Origin of the sequence: Photobacterium sp. GB-1, from assembly GCF_003026165.1 — a bacterium.
Classification (GTDB): domain Bacteria; phylum Pseudomonadota; class Gammaproteobacteria; order Enterobacterales; family Vibrionaceae; genus Photobacterium.
Genome location: NZ_PYOB01000033.1, coordinates 17,760 through 32,077, shown reverse-complemented (window position 1 = coordinate 32,077; position 14,318 = coordinate 17,760). Strand labels below are relative to the sequence as shown.

The window sequence follows — 14,318 nt, the reverse complement described above, 5'->3', positions numbered from 1 at the left end:
TGGTGATAACATCGCTATGACTGTTACTCTAATCGCACCTATCGCGATGGACGAAGGTCTACGTTTTGCTATCCGTGAAGGTGGCCGTACAGTTGGTGCTGGTGTTGTTGCAACTATCATTGCATAATAACATTTAGTACTTACGTACAGAAAAAGGGAGCTTCGGCTCCCTTTTTTATTGCTTAAAATTACTAACATTTTCCTTGTTTGTATTGTATAAGCAGGAATACGCGAAAATGTAGCTTGATTTTATGGTGATAAGTGAGCTTTATTCGTTTAATAAAGCAAATCTGGTATATAACTATCAGATTAATTCATTGAAAATAAAAGACTTTATAACTATTTTTGTTTAACAATCAAACAGAGCTTGTTTTCAAAATTGTGATCTGTATAATGCACTGCACTGCCGGAGAGTTAGTCTTGTAAGCGCAGTTGTGAACCAATAAGCATTGAGGAGAAATTAACTGCAGGCTACGCCGGGTTTATTTCATAATGAATACTCTGACTTATGTTCGCAGTCATTAAATTGACTGACAATGCATCCGATAGGGATGCTACGTTCACATAAATCAATCGACATTCCCTCGTCTTTACGAGCGTGAGTGGCGATATTGTTTGTGTAATTTTTATTTGGAGCTCTGTCTAATGCAGAACCAACGTATTCGTATCCGCTTAAAGGCGTTCGAGCACCGTTTGATCGATCAGTCAACTGCGGAAATCGTTGAAACAGCTAAGCGTACTGGCGCACAGGTTAAGGGTCCAATCCCTCTTCCTACTCGCAAAGAGCGCTTCACTGTTCTTATTTCTCCTCACGTTAATAAGGACGCACGTGATCAGTACGAAATCCGTACTCACAAGCGCCTTATCGACATCGTTGAGCCTACAGACAAAACTGTTGATGCTCTTATGCGTCTAGATCTAGCTGCTGGCGTTGACGTACAGATCAGCCTAGGTTAAGGGGAGATAAGAGAATGATTGGTCTAATCGGTCGTAAAGTGGGCATGACCCGCATCTTTACCGAAGATGGCATTTCTATTCCAGTTACTGTTGTTGAAGTTGAAAACAACCGTGTTACTCAGGTTAAATCTGTAGAAACTGACGGTTACAACGCTATTCAAGTAACAGCTGGAACTAAGAAAGCTAGCCGCGTATCTAAGCCAGAAGCAGGTCACTTTGCGAAAGCAGGTGTTGAAGCTGGTCGCGGTCTTTGGGAATTCCGTCTAGAAAACAGTGAAGAGTTTGCAGTTGGCGCTGAGCTAAGTGTTGAACTATTCAACGATATTAAAAAAGTAGACGTTACTGGTACATCTAAAGGTAAGGGTTTCCAAGGTGCTGTTAAGCGCTGGAACTTCCGTACTCAAGATATGACCCATGGTAACTCCTTGTCTCACCGTGCACCGGGTTCAATTGGCCAATGTCAAACTCCAGGTCGCGTATTTAAAGGCAAGAAAATGGCTGGTCACATGGGTGCTGAGCGTGTAACGACTCAAAACCTAGAGATCGTACGTGTTGACGCTGAGCGCAATCTGCTTCTTATTAAAGGTGCAGTACCGGGCTCAACAGGCGGCAACGTGATCGTTAAACCAGCTGTTAAAGCGTAACGTCGAGGAGTTAGTAATGGAATTGGTAGTCAAAGGCGCTGACGCGCTAACTGTCTCCGAAACTACTTTTGGGCGTGATTTCAATGAAGCGCTTGTACACCAAGTAGTTGTTGCTTTTGCAGCAGGTGCTCGTCAGGGTACACGTGCTCAGAAGACTCGTTCAGACGTTTCTGGTGGTGGCGCTAAGCCATGGCGCCAGAAGGGTACTGGTCGCGCTCGTGCAGGTACAATCCGCAGTCCGCTATGGCGTTCTGGTGGTGTTACTTTCGCTGCTCGTCCTCAGGATCACAGCCAAAAAGTAAACAAGAAAATGTACCGCGGTGCTATGAAGAGCATTCTTTCTGAGTTAGTTCGTCAAGAGCGTTTAATCGTTGTTGATAACTTCACTCTAGAAGCACCAAAGACAAAAGCACTAGTAGCTAAGCTTAAAGAGCTTGAGCTAACTGATGCACTAATCGTAACTGGCGAGTTAGATGAGAATCTATTCCTTGCAGCACGTAACCTATACAAAGTAGACGTACGTGATGCAGCGGCAATCGATCCAGTTAGCTTGATCGCTTTCGATAAGATTGTAATGACTGCAGCAGCAGTTAAAGCAGTTGAGGAGATGCTAGCATGATCACTGAAGAGCGTATTTTAAAAGTTCTACGTGCTCCGCACATTTCTGAAAAAGCATCAATGGCTGCAGAAAACGCGAATACTATCGTTTTCAAAGTAGCATTGAACGCAACGAAGAAAGAGATCAAAGCAGCAGTTGAAAAACTGTTCGAGGTTGAAGTTAAGTCTGTAAATACTCTTATTACTAAGGGTAAGACCAAACGTCAAGGTATGCGCCAAGGCCGTCGTTCAGACGTGAAGAAAGCGTATGTTATCTTGAAAGAAGGTCAAGACATCGACTTCGCTGGTAGTGCAGAGTAAGGCTAGGAGCAAAGAAGAATGGCTATTGTAAAATGTAAGCCGACTTCCCCAGGTCGTCGCCACGTAGTTAAAGTGGTTAACTCTGACCTGCATAAGGGTAAGCCGTACGCACCACTTCTAGAGAAAAACTCTAAGACTGGTGGTCGTAACAATAACGGTCGTATCACTGTACGTCACATCGGTGGTGGTAATAAACAACATTACCGTCTAATCGACTTCAAACGTACTAAAGATGGCATCCCAGCGAAAGTTGAGCGCCTAGAATACGATCCAAACCGTAGCGCAAACATTGCTCTAGTTCTGTACGCAGACGGTGAGCGCCGCTACATTATCGCACCTAAAGGTCTCCAAGCTGGTGATGTTATCCAGTCTGGTCAAGATGCTGCTATTAAAGTTGGTAACACATTACCAATGCGTAACATCCCAGTAGGTTCAACAGTACACTGTGTTGAACTTAAGCCTGGTAAAGGTGCTCAGCTGGCTCGTTCAGCTGGTGCATACGCTCAGATCATTGCACGTGCAGGCACTTATGTGACTCTACGTCTACGTTCTGGTGAGATGCGTAAAGTTCTTGCTGAAGGTCGTGCGACTCTAGGTGAAGTTGGTAATGCAGAACACATGCTACGTGAGCTAGGTAAAGCTGGTGCTTCACGCTGGCGCGGTGTTCGTCCAACTGTACGTGGTGTTGTAATGAACCCAGTTGATCACCCACACGGTGGTGGTGAAGGTCGTACATCAGGCGGTCGTCACCCAGTAACACCTTGGGGTGTTCCAACTAAGGGTTACAAGACTCGTAAGAACAAGCGTACCGACAAGTACATCGTACGTCGTCGTAATAAGTAATTATAAAGAGGATACGCCATGCCACGTTCTCTCAAGAAAGGTCCATTTATTGACCTACACTTGCTGAAGAAGGTAGAGAAAGCGTTGGAAAGCGGTGACAAAAAGCCTGTTAAGACTTGGTCCCGTCGCTCAATGATCATCCCTCAGATGATCGGTTTGACCATCGCTGTCCATAATGGTCGTCAGCACGTACCTGTTTTCGTTTCTGAAGAAATGATCGGTCACAAGCTAGGCGAATTTGCACCAACACGTACTTACCGTGGCCATGCTGCGGATAAGAAAGCTAAAAAGCGCTAAGGAGTAGGTAATGGAAGCTATCGCTAAACATCGCTTTGCTCGCATTTCGCCGCAAAAAGCTCGTTTGGTTGCAGATCAACTGCGCGGTAAGCCAGTTGCTCAAGCTCTAGAAATTCTTAACTTCAGCAACAAAAAAGCTGCTGATTTAATCAAGAAAGTTTTAGAGTCAGCTATCGCTAACGCAGAACACAACGAAGGCGCAGACATTGATGATCTTAATGTTGCTAAAATCTTCGTTGACGAAGGTCCTACCATGAAGCGTATTATGCCTCGTGCTAAAGGCCGTGCCGATCGCATCTTGAAGCGTTCTAGCCACATCACTGTTGTTGTAGCAGACCGCTAAGAGACTAGGAGAGAAAGCAATGGGTCAGAAAGTACATCCTAATGGTATTCGTTTAGGCATCGTTAAGCCTTGGAATACCACTTGGTTTGCTAACAGCCAAGAGTTCGCTGACAACCTAGACGGCGATTTCAAGGTACGCCAGTTCCTTACTAAGGAACTAGCAAAAGCATCTCTATCACGCATCGTTATCGAGCGTCCTGCTAAGAGCATCCGTGTGACTATTCACACTGCTCGTCCAGGCGTAGTAATCGGTAAGAAAGGTGAAGACGTAGAGAAACTACGTGCAGCAGTTGCGAAGATCGCGGGCGTTCCAGCTCAGATCAACATCGCTGAAGTACGTAAGCCAGAACTAGACGGTCAACTAGTAGCAGACAGCATTTCGTCTCAGCTAGAGCGTCGTGTTATGTTCCGTCGCGCTATGAAGCGTGCAGTTCAGAACGCTATGCGTCTTGGCGCTAAAGGTATCAAAGTTGAAGTAAGTGGTCGTCTAGGCGGCGCTGAAATCGCACGTACTGAGTGGTACCGTGAAGGCCGTGTGCCTCTACACACTCTTCGTGCTGACATTGATTACGCAACTTCTTCGGCTCACACCCAATACGGTGTTATCGGCGTTAAAGTTTGGATCTTCAAAGGTGAAGTTCTAGGCGGCATGCCGGTTGAAGAGCCAAAGGCTGAGAAGCCTAAGAAGCAGCGCAAAAGCCGTAAATAAGGAGTTTATTGATGCTGCAACCAAAACGCACTAAATTCCGCAAGGCCTTTAAAGGCCGTAACCGCGGTCTAGCGAACGGTACTGAAGTAAGCTTTGGTCAATTTGGTCTTAAAGCTGTTGGTCGTGGTCGACTAACTGCTCGTCAAATCGAAGCTGCACGTCGTGCTATGACTCGTCATATCAAACGTCAGGGCCAAATCTGGATTCGTGTATTCCCAGACAAACCAATCACATCTAAGCCTCTTGAAGTTCGTCAAGGTAAAGGTAAGGGTAGTGTGGCTTACTGGGTTGCTCAAGTTCAACCAGGTAAAGTTCTATACGAAATGAACGGTGTTTCTGAATCACTAGCACGTGAAGCATTTAACCTTGCTGCACGTAAGCTACCAATCAAAACCACTTTCGTAATTAAGGCGGTGATGTGATGAATGCACAAGATCTACGCGCTAAAAGCGTTGAAGAGCTGAATGCAGAGCTTGTGAATTTGCTACGTGAACAGTTTAACTTGCGCATGCAAGCTGCGACTGGTCAACTACAGCAGACTCACAATCTAAAAACTGTACGTCGTGATATCGCACGTGTTAAAACCGTTCTGACTGAGAAGGCTAGCGCATAATGAGCGAGAAAATTCGTACTCAGCTTGGTCGCGTAGTTAGCGACAAAGGCGATAAGTCTATTGTTGTTGCTATCGAGCGTAAAGTGAAGCACCCGATCTACGGTAAGTACATCACACGCACGACTAAGCTTCATGCACATGACGAAAACAACGAGTGTGGCCTAGGCGATACTGTTGAAGTTCGTGAATGTCGTCCAATGTCAAAGACTAAGTCTTGGACACTGGTACGAGTAGTTGAAAAAGCACGTATCTAATTACTGACTTTTCAGCTATTTAAGTTAGCGGCCCTAAAAATCTTGGGGCCGTTCATTTTTTATCTACCCATCGAGCGAAAATGGTGTTATTATTCGCCGCCTTTGAAGAAAAGGCATATCGACTCGTTTTGGGTCTAGATGTTTAAAAAATTAGCGGAGCACTAACATGATCCAAATGCAAAGTATGCTTGATGCAGCGGATAACTCCGGCGCACGTAGCGTAATGTGTATTAAGGTTCTGGGTGGTTCTCACCGTCGCTATGCACATATCGGTGACATCATCAAGGTTACAGTGAAGGAAGCAATTCCTCGCGGTAAAGTAAAGAAAGGTGATGTACTGAAAGCGGTGGTTGTACGCACCCGTAAAGGCGTTCGTCGTCAAGATGGCTCTGTCATTCGCTTTGACCGTAATGCTTGCGTATTGTTGAACGACACTACTGAGCAACCTATCGGTACCCGTATCTTTGGCCCTGTGACTCGTGAACTTCGTAATGCGAAATTCATGAAGATTGTATCACTAGCGCCAGAAGTACTTTAAGGAGCGACTATAATGGCAGCTAAAATCCGTCAAAACGACGAAGTTATCATTCTTGCTGGTAAAGACAAAGGCAAGACTGGTAAAGTAACTAAGGTTCTAGCAACCGGTAAAGTTATCGTTGAAGGTATCAACATGGTTAAGAAACACCAGAAGCCAGTTCCGGCAATGGGTGTTCAAGGCGGTATCGTTGAGCAGGCAGCTGCGATCGATGCGTCTAATGTTGCTATCGTTAACGGTCAAGGTAAAGCGGACCGTGTAGGCTTCCGATTTGAAGACGGCAAAAAAGTTCGTTTCTTCAAGTCGACTGGCGAAACTATCAAGTAAGTTTGGAGTAGTACTATGGCGAAACTGCATGATTACTACAAAGAGACTGTTGTAAAAGAGCTTTCTGAAAAGTTTGAATACAAGAGTATCATGCAAGTCCCAAGGATCGAAAAGATCACACTTAACATGGGTGTGGGCGAAGCTATCAACGACAAGAAGCTGCTAGAGAATGCTGCTGCTGACATGACTGCAATTTCAGGTCAGAAGCCGCTAATCACTGTAGCACGTAAGTCAGTTGCAGGCTTTAAGATCCGTGAGGGCTACCCTATTGGCTGTAAAGTAACCTTACGTGGCGAGCGTATGTGGGACTTTTTCGACCGCCTGATTTCAATTGCTGTACCGCGTATTCGTGACTTCCGTGGTTTAAACCCTAAGTCATTCGATGGTCGTGGTAACTACAGCATGGGCGTTCGTGAGCAGATCATCTTCCCAGAAATCGATTTCGATAAAGTAGATCGTGTACGTGGTTTAGATATCACTGTTACAACTTCTGCTAAATCTGATGAAGAAGCTCTAGCTCTATTGTCTGCTTTTAACTTCCCATTCCGTAAGTAAAAGTAAGGGTTACTAATGGCTAAAGAATCTATGAAGGCACGCGAAGCTAAACGTGCCAAGCTAGTAGCTAAGTTCGCTGAAAAGCGTGCAGCGCTAAAAGCTCTAATTAGCGACGTGAATGCGTCTGAAGAAGATCGCTGGAATGCAGTGCTTAAACTTCAGTCACTACCACGTGATTCTGCGAAGTCTCGTCAGCGTAATCGCTGTAACCAGACTGGACGTCCACACGGCTACCTACGTAAGTTCGGTCTTAGCCGTATCAAGGTTCGTGAAGCTTGCATGAAAGGCGAGATTCCGGGTCTACGTAAAGCAAGCTGGTAATCCAGTAAGCAATTCAGAATCACGGAGTATTAACTTATGAGCATGCAAGATCCGATTTCGGATATGCTGACCCGTCTTCGTAACGGTCAGGCAGCGAAAAAAGTTGCTGTAAAAATGCCATCTTCTAAGCTTAAAGTAGCTATCGCTGCTCTACTTAAAGAAGAAGGTTATGTGGCTGACTACACCTTATCTGGTGATGTTAAGCCTGAGCTAGAAGTTACTCTTAAGTACTTCGAAGCTAACCCAGTTATTGAGCAAATCCAACGTGTATCACGTCCTGGTCTACGCATCTACAAGAAAAAAGATGCGCTACCATCAGTGATGGGTGGCCTTGGTATTGCTGTTGTTTCCACTTCCAAGGGTCTTATGACCGACCGTGCTGCACGCAAAGCGGGTCTTGGCGGTGAGATTATCTGCTACGTAGCATAATAGGAGTAGGATATGTCTCGTGTTGCAAAAGCACCTGTAGTTATTCCTGCCGGCGTAGAAGTTAAACTTAACGGTCAGGAAATTACTGTGAAAGGTAGTAAAGGCGAACTAGTTCGTACTATCCATGATGCAGTAGTTTTAACTTTGGAAGAGAACAAAGTTACTTTCGGTCCTCGTGAAGGATTCGATAAAGCTTGGGCACAAGCAGGTACTGCTCGTGCACTAGTGAACAATATGGTTGTTGGTGTTACTGAAGGCTTCACTAAGAAGCTGACTCTTAAGGGTGTAGGTTACCGTGCTGCTGTTAAAGGCAACGCTGTAGGTTTAACTCTAGGTTTCTCTCATCCAGTTGAGCACGAACTTCCAGCAGGTATCAAAGCTGAATGCCCATCACAAACTGAAATCGTACTTACAGGTACTGATAAGCAGTTAGTTGGTCAGGTAGCTGCTGATATTCGCGCTTACCGTAGCCCTGAACCTTACAAAGGTAAAGGTGTTCGTTACGCCGACGAAGTTGTGCGTACTAAAGAAGCTAAGAAGAAGTAAGGTAACACTATGGATAAGAAAGCATCTCGTATCCGTCGTGCGACCCGAGCACGTCGTAAGATTGCTGAACTGGGCGCAACTCGCCTAGTTGTACACCGTACTCCACGTCACGTGTACGCTCAGGTAATTGCACCGAACGGCTCTGAGGTTATCGCAGCCGCTTCTACCGTAGAAAAAGCGATCCGTGAGCAAGTTAAGAGTACCGGAAACAAAGACGCTGCTACAGCTGTAGGTAAAGCTATTGCTGAGCGCGCGATTGAAAAAGGCATCTCTAACGTTGCATTCGATCGTTCTGGTTTCCAATACCACGGCCGTATCGCTGCACTAGCAGAAGCTGCTCGTGAAGCTGGTCTGAAATTCTAAGGTAGGCGGAAGATGGCTAACGAAAAGACACAATCAGATTTGAATGAAAAGCTGATCGCTGTTAACCGTGTTTCAAAAACGGTTAAAGGTGGTCGTATTTTCAGCTTTACTGCACTAACAGTAGTTGGTGACGGTAACGGTCGCATCGGTTTTGGTTACGGTAAAGCACGTGAAGTGCCTGCTGCAATCCAGAAAGCGATGGAAAAAGCACGTCGTAACATGGTTACAATTGCAATCAACGAAGGTACTCTTCACCACGCTGTTAAAGGCCGTCACACTGGTTCTCAAGTGTACATGCAGCCAGCATCAGAAGGTACAGGTATCATCGCAGGTGGTGCAATGCGTGCAGTGCTAGAAGTTGCGGGTATCCGTAACGTACTAGCTAAAGCATACGGTTCTACTAACCCAATCAACGTTGTTCGCGCAACAATTGATGGTCTTAGTGGAATGAACTCTCCAGAAATGATCGCTGCTAAGCGTGGTCTTTCTGTTAAAGAAATTCTGGAGTAATCGACATGGCTAAAACTATTAAAGTAACCCAAACAAAGAGCTCTATCGGTCGTTTACCGAAGCATAAAGCTACTTTGCGTGGCCTAGGCCTTCGTCGCATCAACCATACTGTAGAACTTGAAGATACTGCTTGCGTACGCGGCATGATCAACAAGGTTTACTACATGGTTAAAGTTGAGGAGTAATCAGTATGCGTTTGAATACTCTATCACCGGCTGCTGGTTCTAAGCCTTCTGCGAAGCGCGTAGGCCGTGGTATCGGTTCAGGTCTGGGCAAAACTTGTGGCCGTGGTCACAAGGGTCAGAAATCACGTTCAGGTGGTTCTGTACGTCCAGGCTTCGAAGGCGGTCAAATGCCTTTGAAACAGCGTCTACCAAAATTCGGTTTTACGTCTCGTAAGAGCCTTGTAACAGCTGAAGTTCGTCTAGCTGAGCTAGCGAAAGTTGAAGGTGATGTTGTAAGCCTTGAAACACTAAAAGCTGCGAATGTTATCACTAAGGACATTAAGTTCGTGAAAGTTGTACTTTCTGGTGAAATCGCTCGTTCAGTAACAGTGAAAGGCCTACGCGTTACTAAAGGCGCTCAAGCTGCTATCGAAGCTGCCGGCGGTAAAATCGAGGAATAATTAACTCGAGGATGAGGTACAGATGGCTAAACAACCAGGACAAGATTTTCGTAGTGCACAAGGTGGCCTAGCAGAGCTTAAGTCACGCCTATTATTCGTATTAGGTGCGATCTTAATATTCCGAGCAGGTTCTTTTGTACCTATTCCTGGTATTGACGCTGCTGTACTTGCCAGTCTGTTCGAACAGCAAAAGGGTACCATCATTGAGATGTTTAACATGTTCTCTGGTGGTGCACTCTCGCGTGCTTCTATTTTAGCTCTGGGAATAATGCCGTATATTTCTGCGTCTATTATTGTCCAGTTGCTAACTGTAGTTCATCCAGCATTAGCTGAGTTGAAGAAAGAAGGTGAGGCTGGCCGTCGTAAGATAAGTCAGTACACCCGATACGGTACGCTTGTCTTGGCAACCTTCCAAGCAATTGGTATTGCAACGGGGTTACCGAGTATGATTCCAGGGCTTGTACATAATCCAGGCCCTAGTTTCTATTTTGTTGCAGTGGTTAGTTTGGTTACCGGCACCATGTTTTTAATGTGGTTAGGTGAACAAATTACCGAGCGTGGTATTGGTAACGGTATATCGTTGATTATTTTCACCGGTATCGTTGCTGGTTTACCGCCAGCGATTGGACAGACCGTAGAGCAAGCGCGTCAAGGCGAATTGCACGTACTTCTTCTACTGTTAATTGCAGTTATATCTTTTGCTGTTATTTACTTTGTAGTGTTCATGGAACGTGGTCAGCGTCGTATCGTCGTTAACTACGCCAAGCGTCAACAAGGCCGTCGTGTCTTTGCTGCGCAGAGCACACACTTGCCGTTGAAAATCAACATGGCAGGTGTTATACCAGCAATTTTTGCATCAAGTATTATTCTTTTCCCAGGCACACTGGCTCAGTGGTTTGGTCAAAGTGAAGGTCTAGGTTGGTTGAGTGATATTTCACTTGCTTTAAGCCCTGGACAGCCTTTATATGTAATGCTTTATGCTGCTGCGATTATATTCTTCTGTTTCTTCTACACCGCGTTGGTATTTAACCCACGCGAGACAGCTGATAATTTGAAGAAGTCTGGTGCATTTATACCTGGTATACGCCCGGGTGAACAGACCGCAAAATATATAGATAAAGTGATGACGCGTTTGACTCTTGCAGGTGCGTTATATATTACCTTTATCTGTCTGATCCCCGAGTTCATGATGATAGCATGGAATGTACGCTTCTATTTTGGTGGTACTTCCCTACTAATCGTAGTTGTTGTTATTATGGATTTCATGGCTCAAGTTCAGACACATTTGATGTCTCAACAATATGAGTCAGTTTTGAAAAAGGCTAATCTGAAAGGCTACGGTCGCTAAGTTTAGTTATCCATATTTACGGAGTTTAGCAATGAAAGTTCGTGCTTCCGTTAAGAAAATCTGCCGTAACTGTAAAGTTATCAAGCGCAACGGTGTTGTGCGTGTAATTTGCAGTGAGCCAAAGCATAAACAACGCCAAGGCTAATTAGCAGAAATATTTCTTGCAAATTGAAGATAGGTTGGCTACATTAGCCAACCATATTTTGTTATGTGCAAAAGAATTGTACCACCGCTGCGTATCCTCAACGGGCTCTGCAGCGGTTATTCTTGTAAAGTACTAGGAGTGAATAGTGGCCCGTATTGCAGGCATTAACATTCCTGATCAAAAGCATGCTGTTATCGCATTAACTGCGATCTACGGCATTGGTAAAACACGTTCTCAAGCTATTTTAGCTGAAACGGGTATTGCTGAAGATGTTAAGATCAGTGAACTAACTGAAGAGCAGATCGATCTACTGCGTGATGGTGTAGCTAAGTACACTGTAGAAGGTGATCTTCGTCGTGAAATTTCCATGAACATCAAGCGCCTAATGGATCTTGGTTGTTACCGTGGTCTTCGTCACCGTCGCAGTCTACCTCTACGTGGACAGCGTACTAAAACCAACGCTCGTACCCGTAAGGGTCCGCGCAAGCCGATCAAAAAATAGTCGGATAAGGTAGAGTACAATGGCAAAACAACCAACTCGCGCTCGTAAGCGCGTACGCAAGCAAGTAGCTGATGGCGTTGCGCACATCCATGCTTCTTTCAATAACACAATCGTAACCATTACTGACCGTCAAGGTAACGCTCTATCTTGGGCTACTGCAGGTGGTTCAGGTTTCCGTGGTTCTCGTAAATCTACTCCGTTCGCTGCACAGGTTGCTGCTGAGCGTTGTGGTGAAATGGCCAAAGAATATGGCGTTAAGAACCTAGAAGTTATGGTTAAGGGCCCTGGTCCTGGTCGTGAGTCTACAATCCGTGCTTTAAACGCAGCGGGTTTCCGTATCACTAACATTGTTGATGCGACTCCGATCCCTCATAACGGTTGTCGTCCACCTAAGAAACGTCGCGTATAACGTTTCGTTTCTAGGAAATTGGAGAAAGAAAAATGGCAAGATATTTGGGTCCTAAGCTAAAGCTTAGCCGTCGCGAAGGCACTGACTTATTCCTTAAGTCTGGTGTACGTGCGATTGATACCAAGTGTAAGATTGATAACGCGCCGGGCCAACATGGTGCTCGTCGTGGTCGTCTATCTGATTACGGCGTTCAGCTTCGTGAGAAGCAGAAAGTTCGTCGTACATATGGCGTACTAGAAAAACAATTCCGTAACTACTACAAGACAGCTGCCCGCATCAAGGGTAACACAGGTGAAAACCTGCTTCAGCTTCTTGAAGGTCGTCTAGATAACGTAGTTTACCGCATGGGCTTTGGCGCAACTCGCGCAGAAGCACGTCAGCTGGTAAGCCACAAAGCGATCCTAGTTAACGGTCAAGTCGTAAACGTTCCTTCTTTCAAGGTAGCGGCAAACGACGTTGTTAGCATTCGTGAGAAAGCTAAGAACCAAGCACGCATTAAAGCAGCTCTAGAAGTTGCTACACAGCGTGAACTACCGACTTGGGTCGAAGTAGACAGCAGCAAGATGGAAGGTACGTTTAAGCGTCTTCCAGAACGTTCTGATTTGTCTGCCGACATCAATGAACACCTGATCGTCGAGCTTTACTCTAAGTAAGGCTACAGTTAAGAGAGGACACAATGCAGGGTTCTGTAACAGAATTTCTTAAGCCGCGTCTTGTTGACATCGAACAAGTTAGCACGACACACGCAAAAGTAACTCTAGAGCCATTAGAGCGTGGTTTTGGCCACACTTTAGGAAACGCTCTTCGTCGTATTTTATTATCTTCTATGCCAGGTTGTGCTGTAACAGAAGTTGAAATCGACGGTGTGTTACATGAGTACAGCACCAAAGAAGGCGTTCAGGAGGATATCCTTGAAATTCTTCTAAACCTTAAAGGTCTAGCCGTTAAGGTTGAGGGTAAAGATGAAGTTATTCTTACTCTGAACAAATCTGGTGCAGGCCCTGTTGTTGCAGGTGACATCACCCATGATGGTGATGTTGAGATTGCGAATCCAGAGCACGTAATCTGCCATATTACTGATGACAATGCTGAATTAAGCATGCGCATCAAGGTAGAGCGTGGTCGCGGCTACGTACCAGCATCAGCTCGTATTCACACTGAAGAAGATGAGCGTCCAATTGGTCGTCTGTTAGTAGATGCTACTTACAGCCCAGTGGACCGTATTGCTTACGCTGTTGAAGCAGCTCGCGTTGAACAACGCACTGACTTAGACAAGCTAGTAATCGATATGGAGACTAATGGTACTCTTGATCCTGAGGAAGCTATCCGTCGTGCAGCAACTATTCTTGCTGAACAATTGGATGCATTCGTAGATCTTCGAGATGTACGTGTTCCTGAAGAGAAAGAAGAGAAGCCGGAGTTCGATCCGATCCTACTGCGTCCTGTAGACGATCTTGAACTAACTGTTCGCTCTGCTAACTGTCTAAAAGCAGAAGCGATCCACTACATCGGTGATCTTGTTCAGCGTACTGAGGTTGAGCTTCTTAAAACGCCAAACCTTGGTAAGAAGTCTTTGACAGAAATCAAAGATGTATTGGCATCTCGTGGTCTATCTCTAGGTATGCGCCTAGAAAATTGGCCGCCAGCTTCAATCGCTGAAGATTAATAGTTTACTGATATCTAGTTAGAAGGATTAGGTCATGCGCCATCGTAAGAGTGGTCGTCAACTCAACCGCAACAGCAGTCATCGTAAAGCGATGTTCAGCAACATGGCTAGCTCTCTGGTACGTCACGAATTAATTAAGACTACCTTGCCTAAAGCAAAAGAGCTACGTCGCGTAATTGAGCCTTTGATTACCCTAGCTAAGACAGACAGTGTTGCTAACCGTCGTCTTGCATTCGCTCGTACTCGTGACAACGAAGTTGTTGCGAAACTATTTAACGAACTAGGTCCACGCTTTGCTGCGCGTCCTGGTGGTTACACTCGTATCATGAAGTGCGGTTTCCGTACTGGTGATAAAGCTCCTATGGCTTACATCGAGTTATTAGACCGTCCTGCAAAGGAAGAAGCTGCTGCTGAATAAGCAATAGCCGTTAAATAAGAAGAGAAGCCGAGTCATTAGAC

General features: G+C 45.4%; 28 protein-coding genes and 1 pseudogene. All 29 read left to right on the top strand.

Going from position 1 to position 14,318, the window contains the following annotated elements; genetic code table 11:
* Positions 1–127, top strand: a pseudogene (gene tuf / locus C9J45_RS20065) (elongation factor Tu); the annotation flags it as partial.
* 518 nt (positions 128–645) lie between these two features.
* Positions 646–957, top strand: a complete 312-nt coding sequence (rpsJ, locus tag C9J45_RS20060) for a 30S ribosomal protein S10 (protein ID WP_107292931.1) — start codon at positions 646–648, stop codon at positions 955–957.
* Positions 958–971: 14 nt separating this feature from the next.
* Positions 972–1,601: a 50S ribosomal protein L3 gene (gene rplC / locus C9J45_RS20055; protein ID WP_107208697.1), complete on the top strand. Its 630-nt coding sequence runs from the start codon at positions 972–974 to the stop codon at positions 1,599–1,601.
* Between the two features lie 16 nt (positions 1,602–1,617).
* Positions 1,618–2,220: a 50S ribosomal protein L4 gene (gene rplD, locus C9J45_RS20050; protein WP_006647440.1), complete on the top strand. Its 603-nt coding sequence runs from the start codon at positions 1,618–1,620 to the stop codon at positions 2,218–2,220.
* On the top strand, positions 2,217–2,519 hold the full coding sequence (rplW, locus tag C9J45_RS20045) for a 50S ribosomal protein L23 (protein WP_006647439.1): 303 nt from the start codon (positions 2,217–2,219) through the stop codon (positions 2,517–2,519). Before rplD ends, rplW begins: the two co-directional genes overlap by 4 nt.
* 18 nt (positions 2,520–2,537) lie before the next feature.
* Positions 2,538–3,362, top strand: a complete 825-nt coding sequence (rplB, locus tag C9J45_RS20040) for a 50S ribosomal protein L2 (protein ID WP_045084936.1) — start codon at positions 2,538–2,540, stop codon at positions 3,360–3,362.
* An 18-nt stretch (positions 3,363–3,380) separates the two neighbouring features.
* Positions 3,381–3,659 carry a 30S ribosomal protein S19 gene (gene rpsS, locus C9J45_RS20035; protein ID WP_005302795.1) on the top strand — a complete coding sequence of 93 codons (279 nt, stop codon included), beginning with the start codon at positions 3,381–3,383 and terminating at the stop codon, positions 3,657–3,659.
* 10 nt (positions 3,660–3,669) lie between these two features.
* A complete protein-coding gene (gene rplV, locus C9J45_RS20030) occupies positions 3,670–4,002 on the top strand; it encodes a 50S ribosomal protein L22 (protein ID WP_005302797.1) in 333 nt (110 codons plus the stop codon).
* Between the two features lie 19 nt (positions 4,003–4,021).
* A complete protein-coding gene (rpsC, locus tag C9J45_RS20025) occupies positions 4,022–4,711 on the top strand; it encodes a 30S ribosomal protein S3 (protein ID WP_005371002.1) in 690 nt (229 codons plus the stop codon).
* 11 nt (positions 4,712–4,722) lie between these two features.
* Complete coding sequence (gene rplP, locus C9J45_RS20020; protein WP_005371000.1) at positions 4,723–5,133, top strand: 50S ribosomal protein L16; 411 nt, start codon at positions 4,723–4,725, stop codon at positions 5,131–5,133.
* The gene (rpmC, locus tag C9J45_RS20015; protein ID WP_005370998.1) at positions 5,133–5,324 is read left to right on the top strand and encodes a 50S ribosomal protein L29; all 192 of its coding nucleotides are present in this window, start codon (positions 5,133–5,135) and stop codon (positions 5,322–5,324) included. The genes rplP and rpmC overlap by 1 nt, the downstream gene beginning before the upstream one ends.
* Complete coding sequence (rpsQ, locus tag C9J45_RS20010) at positions 5,324–5,578, top strand: 30S ribosomal protein S17 (RefSeq protein ID WP_005370996.1); 255 nt, start codon at positions 5,324–5,326, stop codon at positions 5,576–5,578. Before rpmC ends, rpsQ begins: the two co-directional genes overlap by 1 nt.
* Before the next feature lie 166 nt (positions 5,579–5,744).
* Positions 5,745–6,116: a 50S ribosomal protein L14 gene (rplN, locus tag C9J45_RS20005; protein WP_107208696.1), complete on the top strand. Its 372-nt coding sequence runs from the start codon at positions 5,745–5,747 to the stop codon at positions 6,114–6,116.
* A 12-nt stretch (positions 6,117–6,128) separates the two neighbouring features.
* Positions 6,129–6,440, top strand: a complete 312-nt coding sequence (gene rplX / locus C9J45_RS20000) for a 50S ribosomal protein L24 (RefSeq protein ID WP_008988080.1) — start codon at positions 6,129–6,131, stop codon at positions 6,438–6,440.
* A gap of 15 nt (positions 6,441–6,455) precedes the next feature.
* Complete coding sequence (gene rplE / locus C9J45_RS19995; protein ID WP_005370989.1) at positions 6,456–6,995, top strand: 50S ribosomal protein L5; 540 nt, start codon at positions 6,456–6,458, stop codon at positions 6,993–6,995.
* A gap of 15 nt (positions 6,996–7,010) precedes the next feature.
* Positions 7,011–7,316, top strand: coding sequence for a 30S ribosomal protein S14 (rpsN, locus tag C9J45_RS19990; protein WP_005370985.1), 306 nt, complete (start codon positions 7,011–7,013; stop codon positions 7,314–7,316).
* Positions 7,317–7,352: 36 nt separating this feature from the next.
* Complete coding sequence (gene rpsH, locus C9J45_RS19985; RefSeq protein WP_005370983.1) at positions 7,353–7,745, top strand: 30S ribosomal protein S8; 393 nt, start codon at positions 7,353–7,355, stop codon at positions 7,743–7,745.
* Positions 7,746–7,757: 12 nt separating this feature from the next.
* Positions 7,758–8,291: a 50S ribosomal protein L6 gene (rplF, locus tag C9J45_RS19980; RefSeq protein ID WP_005370981.1), complete on the top strand. Its 534-nt coding sequence runs from the start codon at positions 7,758–7,760 to the stop codon at positions 8,289–8,291.
* 9 nt (positions 8,292–8,300) lie between these two features.
* Positions 8,301–8,654 (top strand): 50S ribosomal protein L18, encoded by a 354-nt coding sequence (rplR, locus tag C9J45_RS19975; protein ID WP_005370979.1) that lies wholly within the window; start codon positions 8,301–8,303, stop codon positions 8,652–8,654.
* Positions 8,655–8,666: 12 nt separating this feature from the next.
* Entirely contained in the window at positions 8,667–9,164 is a 498-nt protein-coding gene (gene rpsE / locus C9J45_RS19970) for a 30S ribosomal protein S5 (protein ID WP_005370977.1), read from the top strand.
* 5 nt (positions 9,165–9,169) lie between these two features.
* On the top strand, positions 9,170–9,349 hold the full coding sequence (rpmD, locus tag C9J45_RS19965) for a 50S ribosomal protein L30 (protein WP_005302823.1): 180 nt from the start codon (positions 9,170–9,172) through the stop codon (positions 9,347–9,349).
* A gap of 5 nt (positions 9,350–9,354) precedes the next feature.
* A complete protein-coding gene (gene rplO, locus C9J45_RS19960; RefSeq protein ID WP_005370970.1) occupies positions 9,355–9,789 on the top strand; it encodes a 50S ribosomal protein L15 in 435 nt (144 codons plus the stop codon).
* A 22-nt stretch (positions 9,790–9,811) separates the two neighbouring features.
* A complete protein-coding gene (gene secY / locus C9J45_RS19955; RefSeq protein WP_005370968.1) occupies positions 9,812–11,137 on the top strand; it encodes a preprotein translocase subunit SecY in 1,326 nt (441 codons plus the stop codon).
* Between the two features lie 31 nt (positions 11,138–11,168).
* Entirely contained in the window at positions 11,169–11,282 is a 114-nt protein-coding gene (gene rpmJ / locus C9J45_RS19950; protein ID WP_000868186.1) for a 50S ribosomal protein L36, read from the top strand.
* Positions 11,283–11,427: 145 nt separating this feature from the next.
* A complete protein-coding gene (gene rpsM / locus C9J45_RS19945; RefSeq protein ID WP_005370966.1) occupies positions 11,428–11,784 on the top strand; it encodes a 30S ribosomal protein S13 in 357 nt (118 codons plus the stop codon).
* A 19-nt stretch (positions 11,785–11,803) separates the two neighbouring features.
* Positions 11,804–12,193, top strand: a complete 390-nt coding sequence (gene rpsK / locus C9J45_RS19940; RefSeq protein WP_005370963.1) for a 30S ribosomal protein S11 — start codon at positions 11,804–11,806, stop codon at positions 12,191–12,193.
* Positions 12,194–12,225: 32 nt separating this feature from the next.
* Positions 12,226–12,846, top strand: coding sequence for a 30S ribosomal protein S4 (gene rpsD / locus C9J45_RS19935; RefSeq protein ID WP_005370959.1), 621 nt, complete (start codon positions 12,226–12,228; stop codon positions 12,844–12,846).
* 23 nt (positions 12,847–12,869) lie between these two features.
* Positions 12,870–13,859 (top strand): DNA-directed RNA polymerase subunit alpha, encoded by a 990-nt coding sequence (gene rpoA / locus C9J45_RS19930; RefSeq protein WP_005370957.1) that lies wholly within the window; start codon positions 12,870–12,872, stop codon positions 13,857–13,859.
* 34 nt (positions 13,860–13,893) lie between these two features.
* Positions 13,894–14,277, top strand: coding sequence for a 50S ribosomal protein L17 (rplQ, locus tag C9J45_RS19925; RefSeq protein WP_005370955.1), 384 nt, complete (start codon positions 13,894–13,896; stop codon positions 14,275–14,277).
* Positions 14,278–14,318 lie beyond the last annotated feature (41 nt).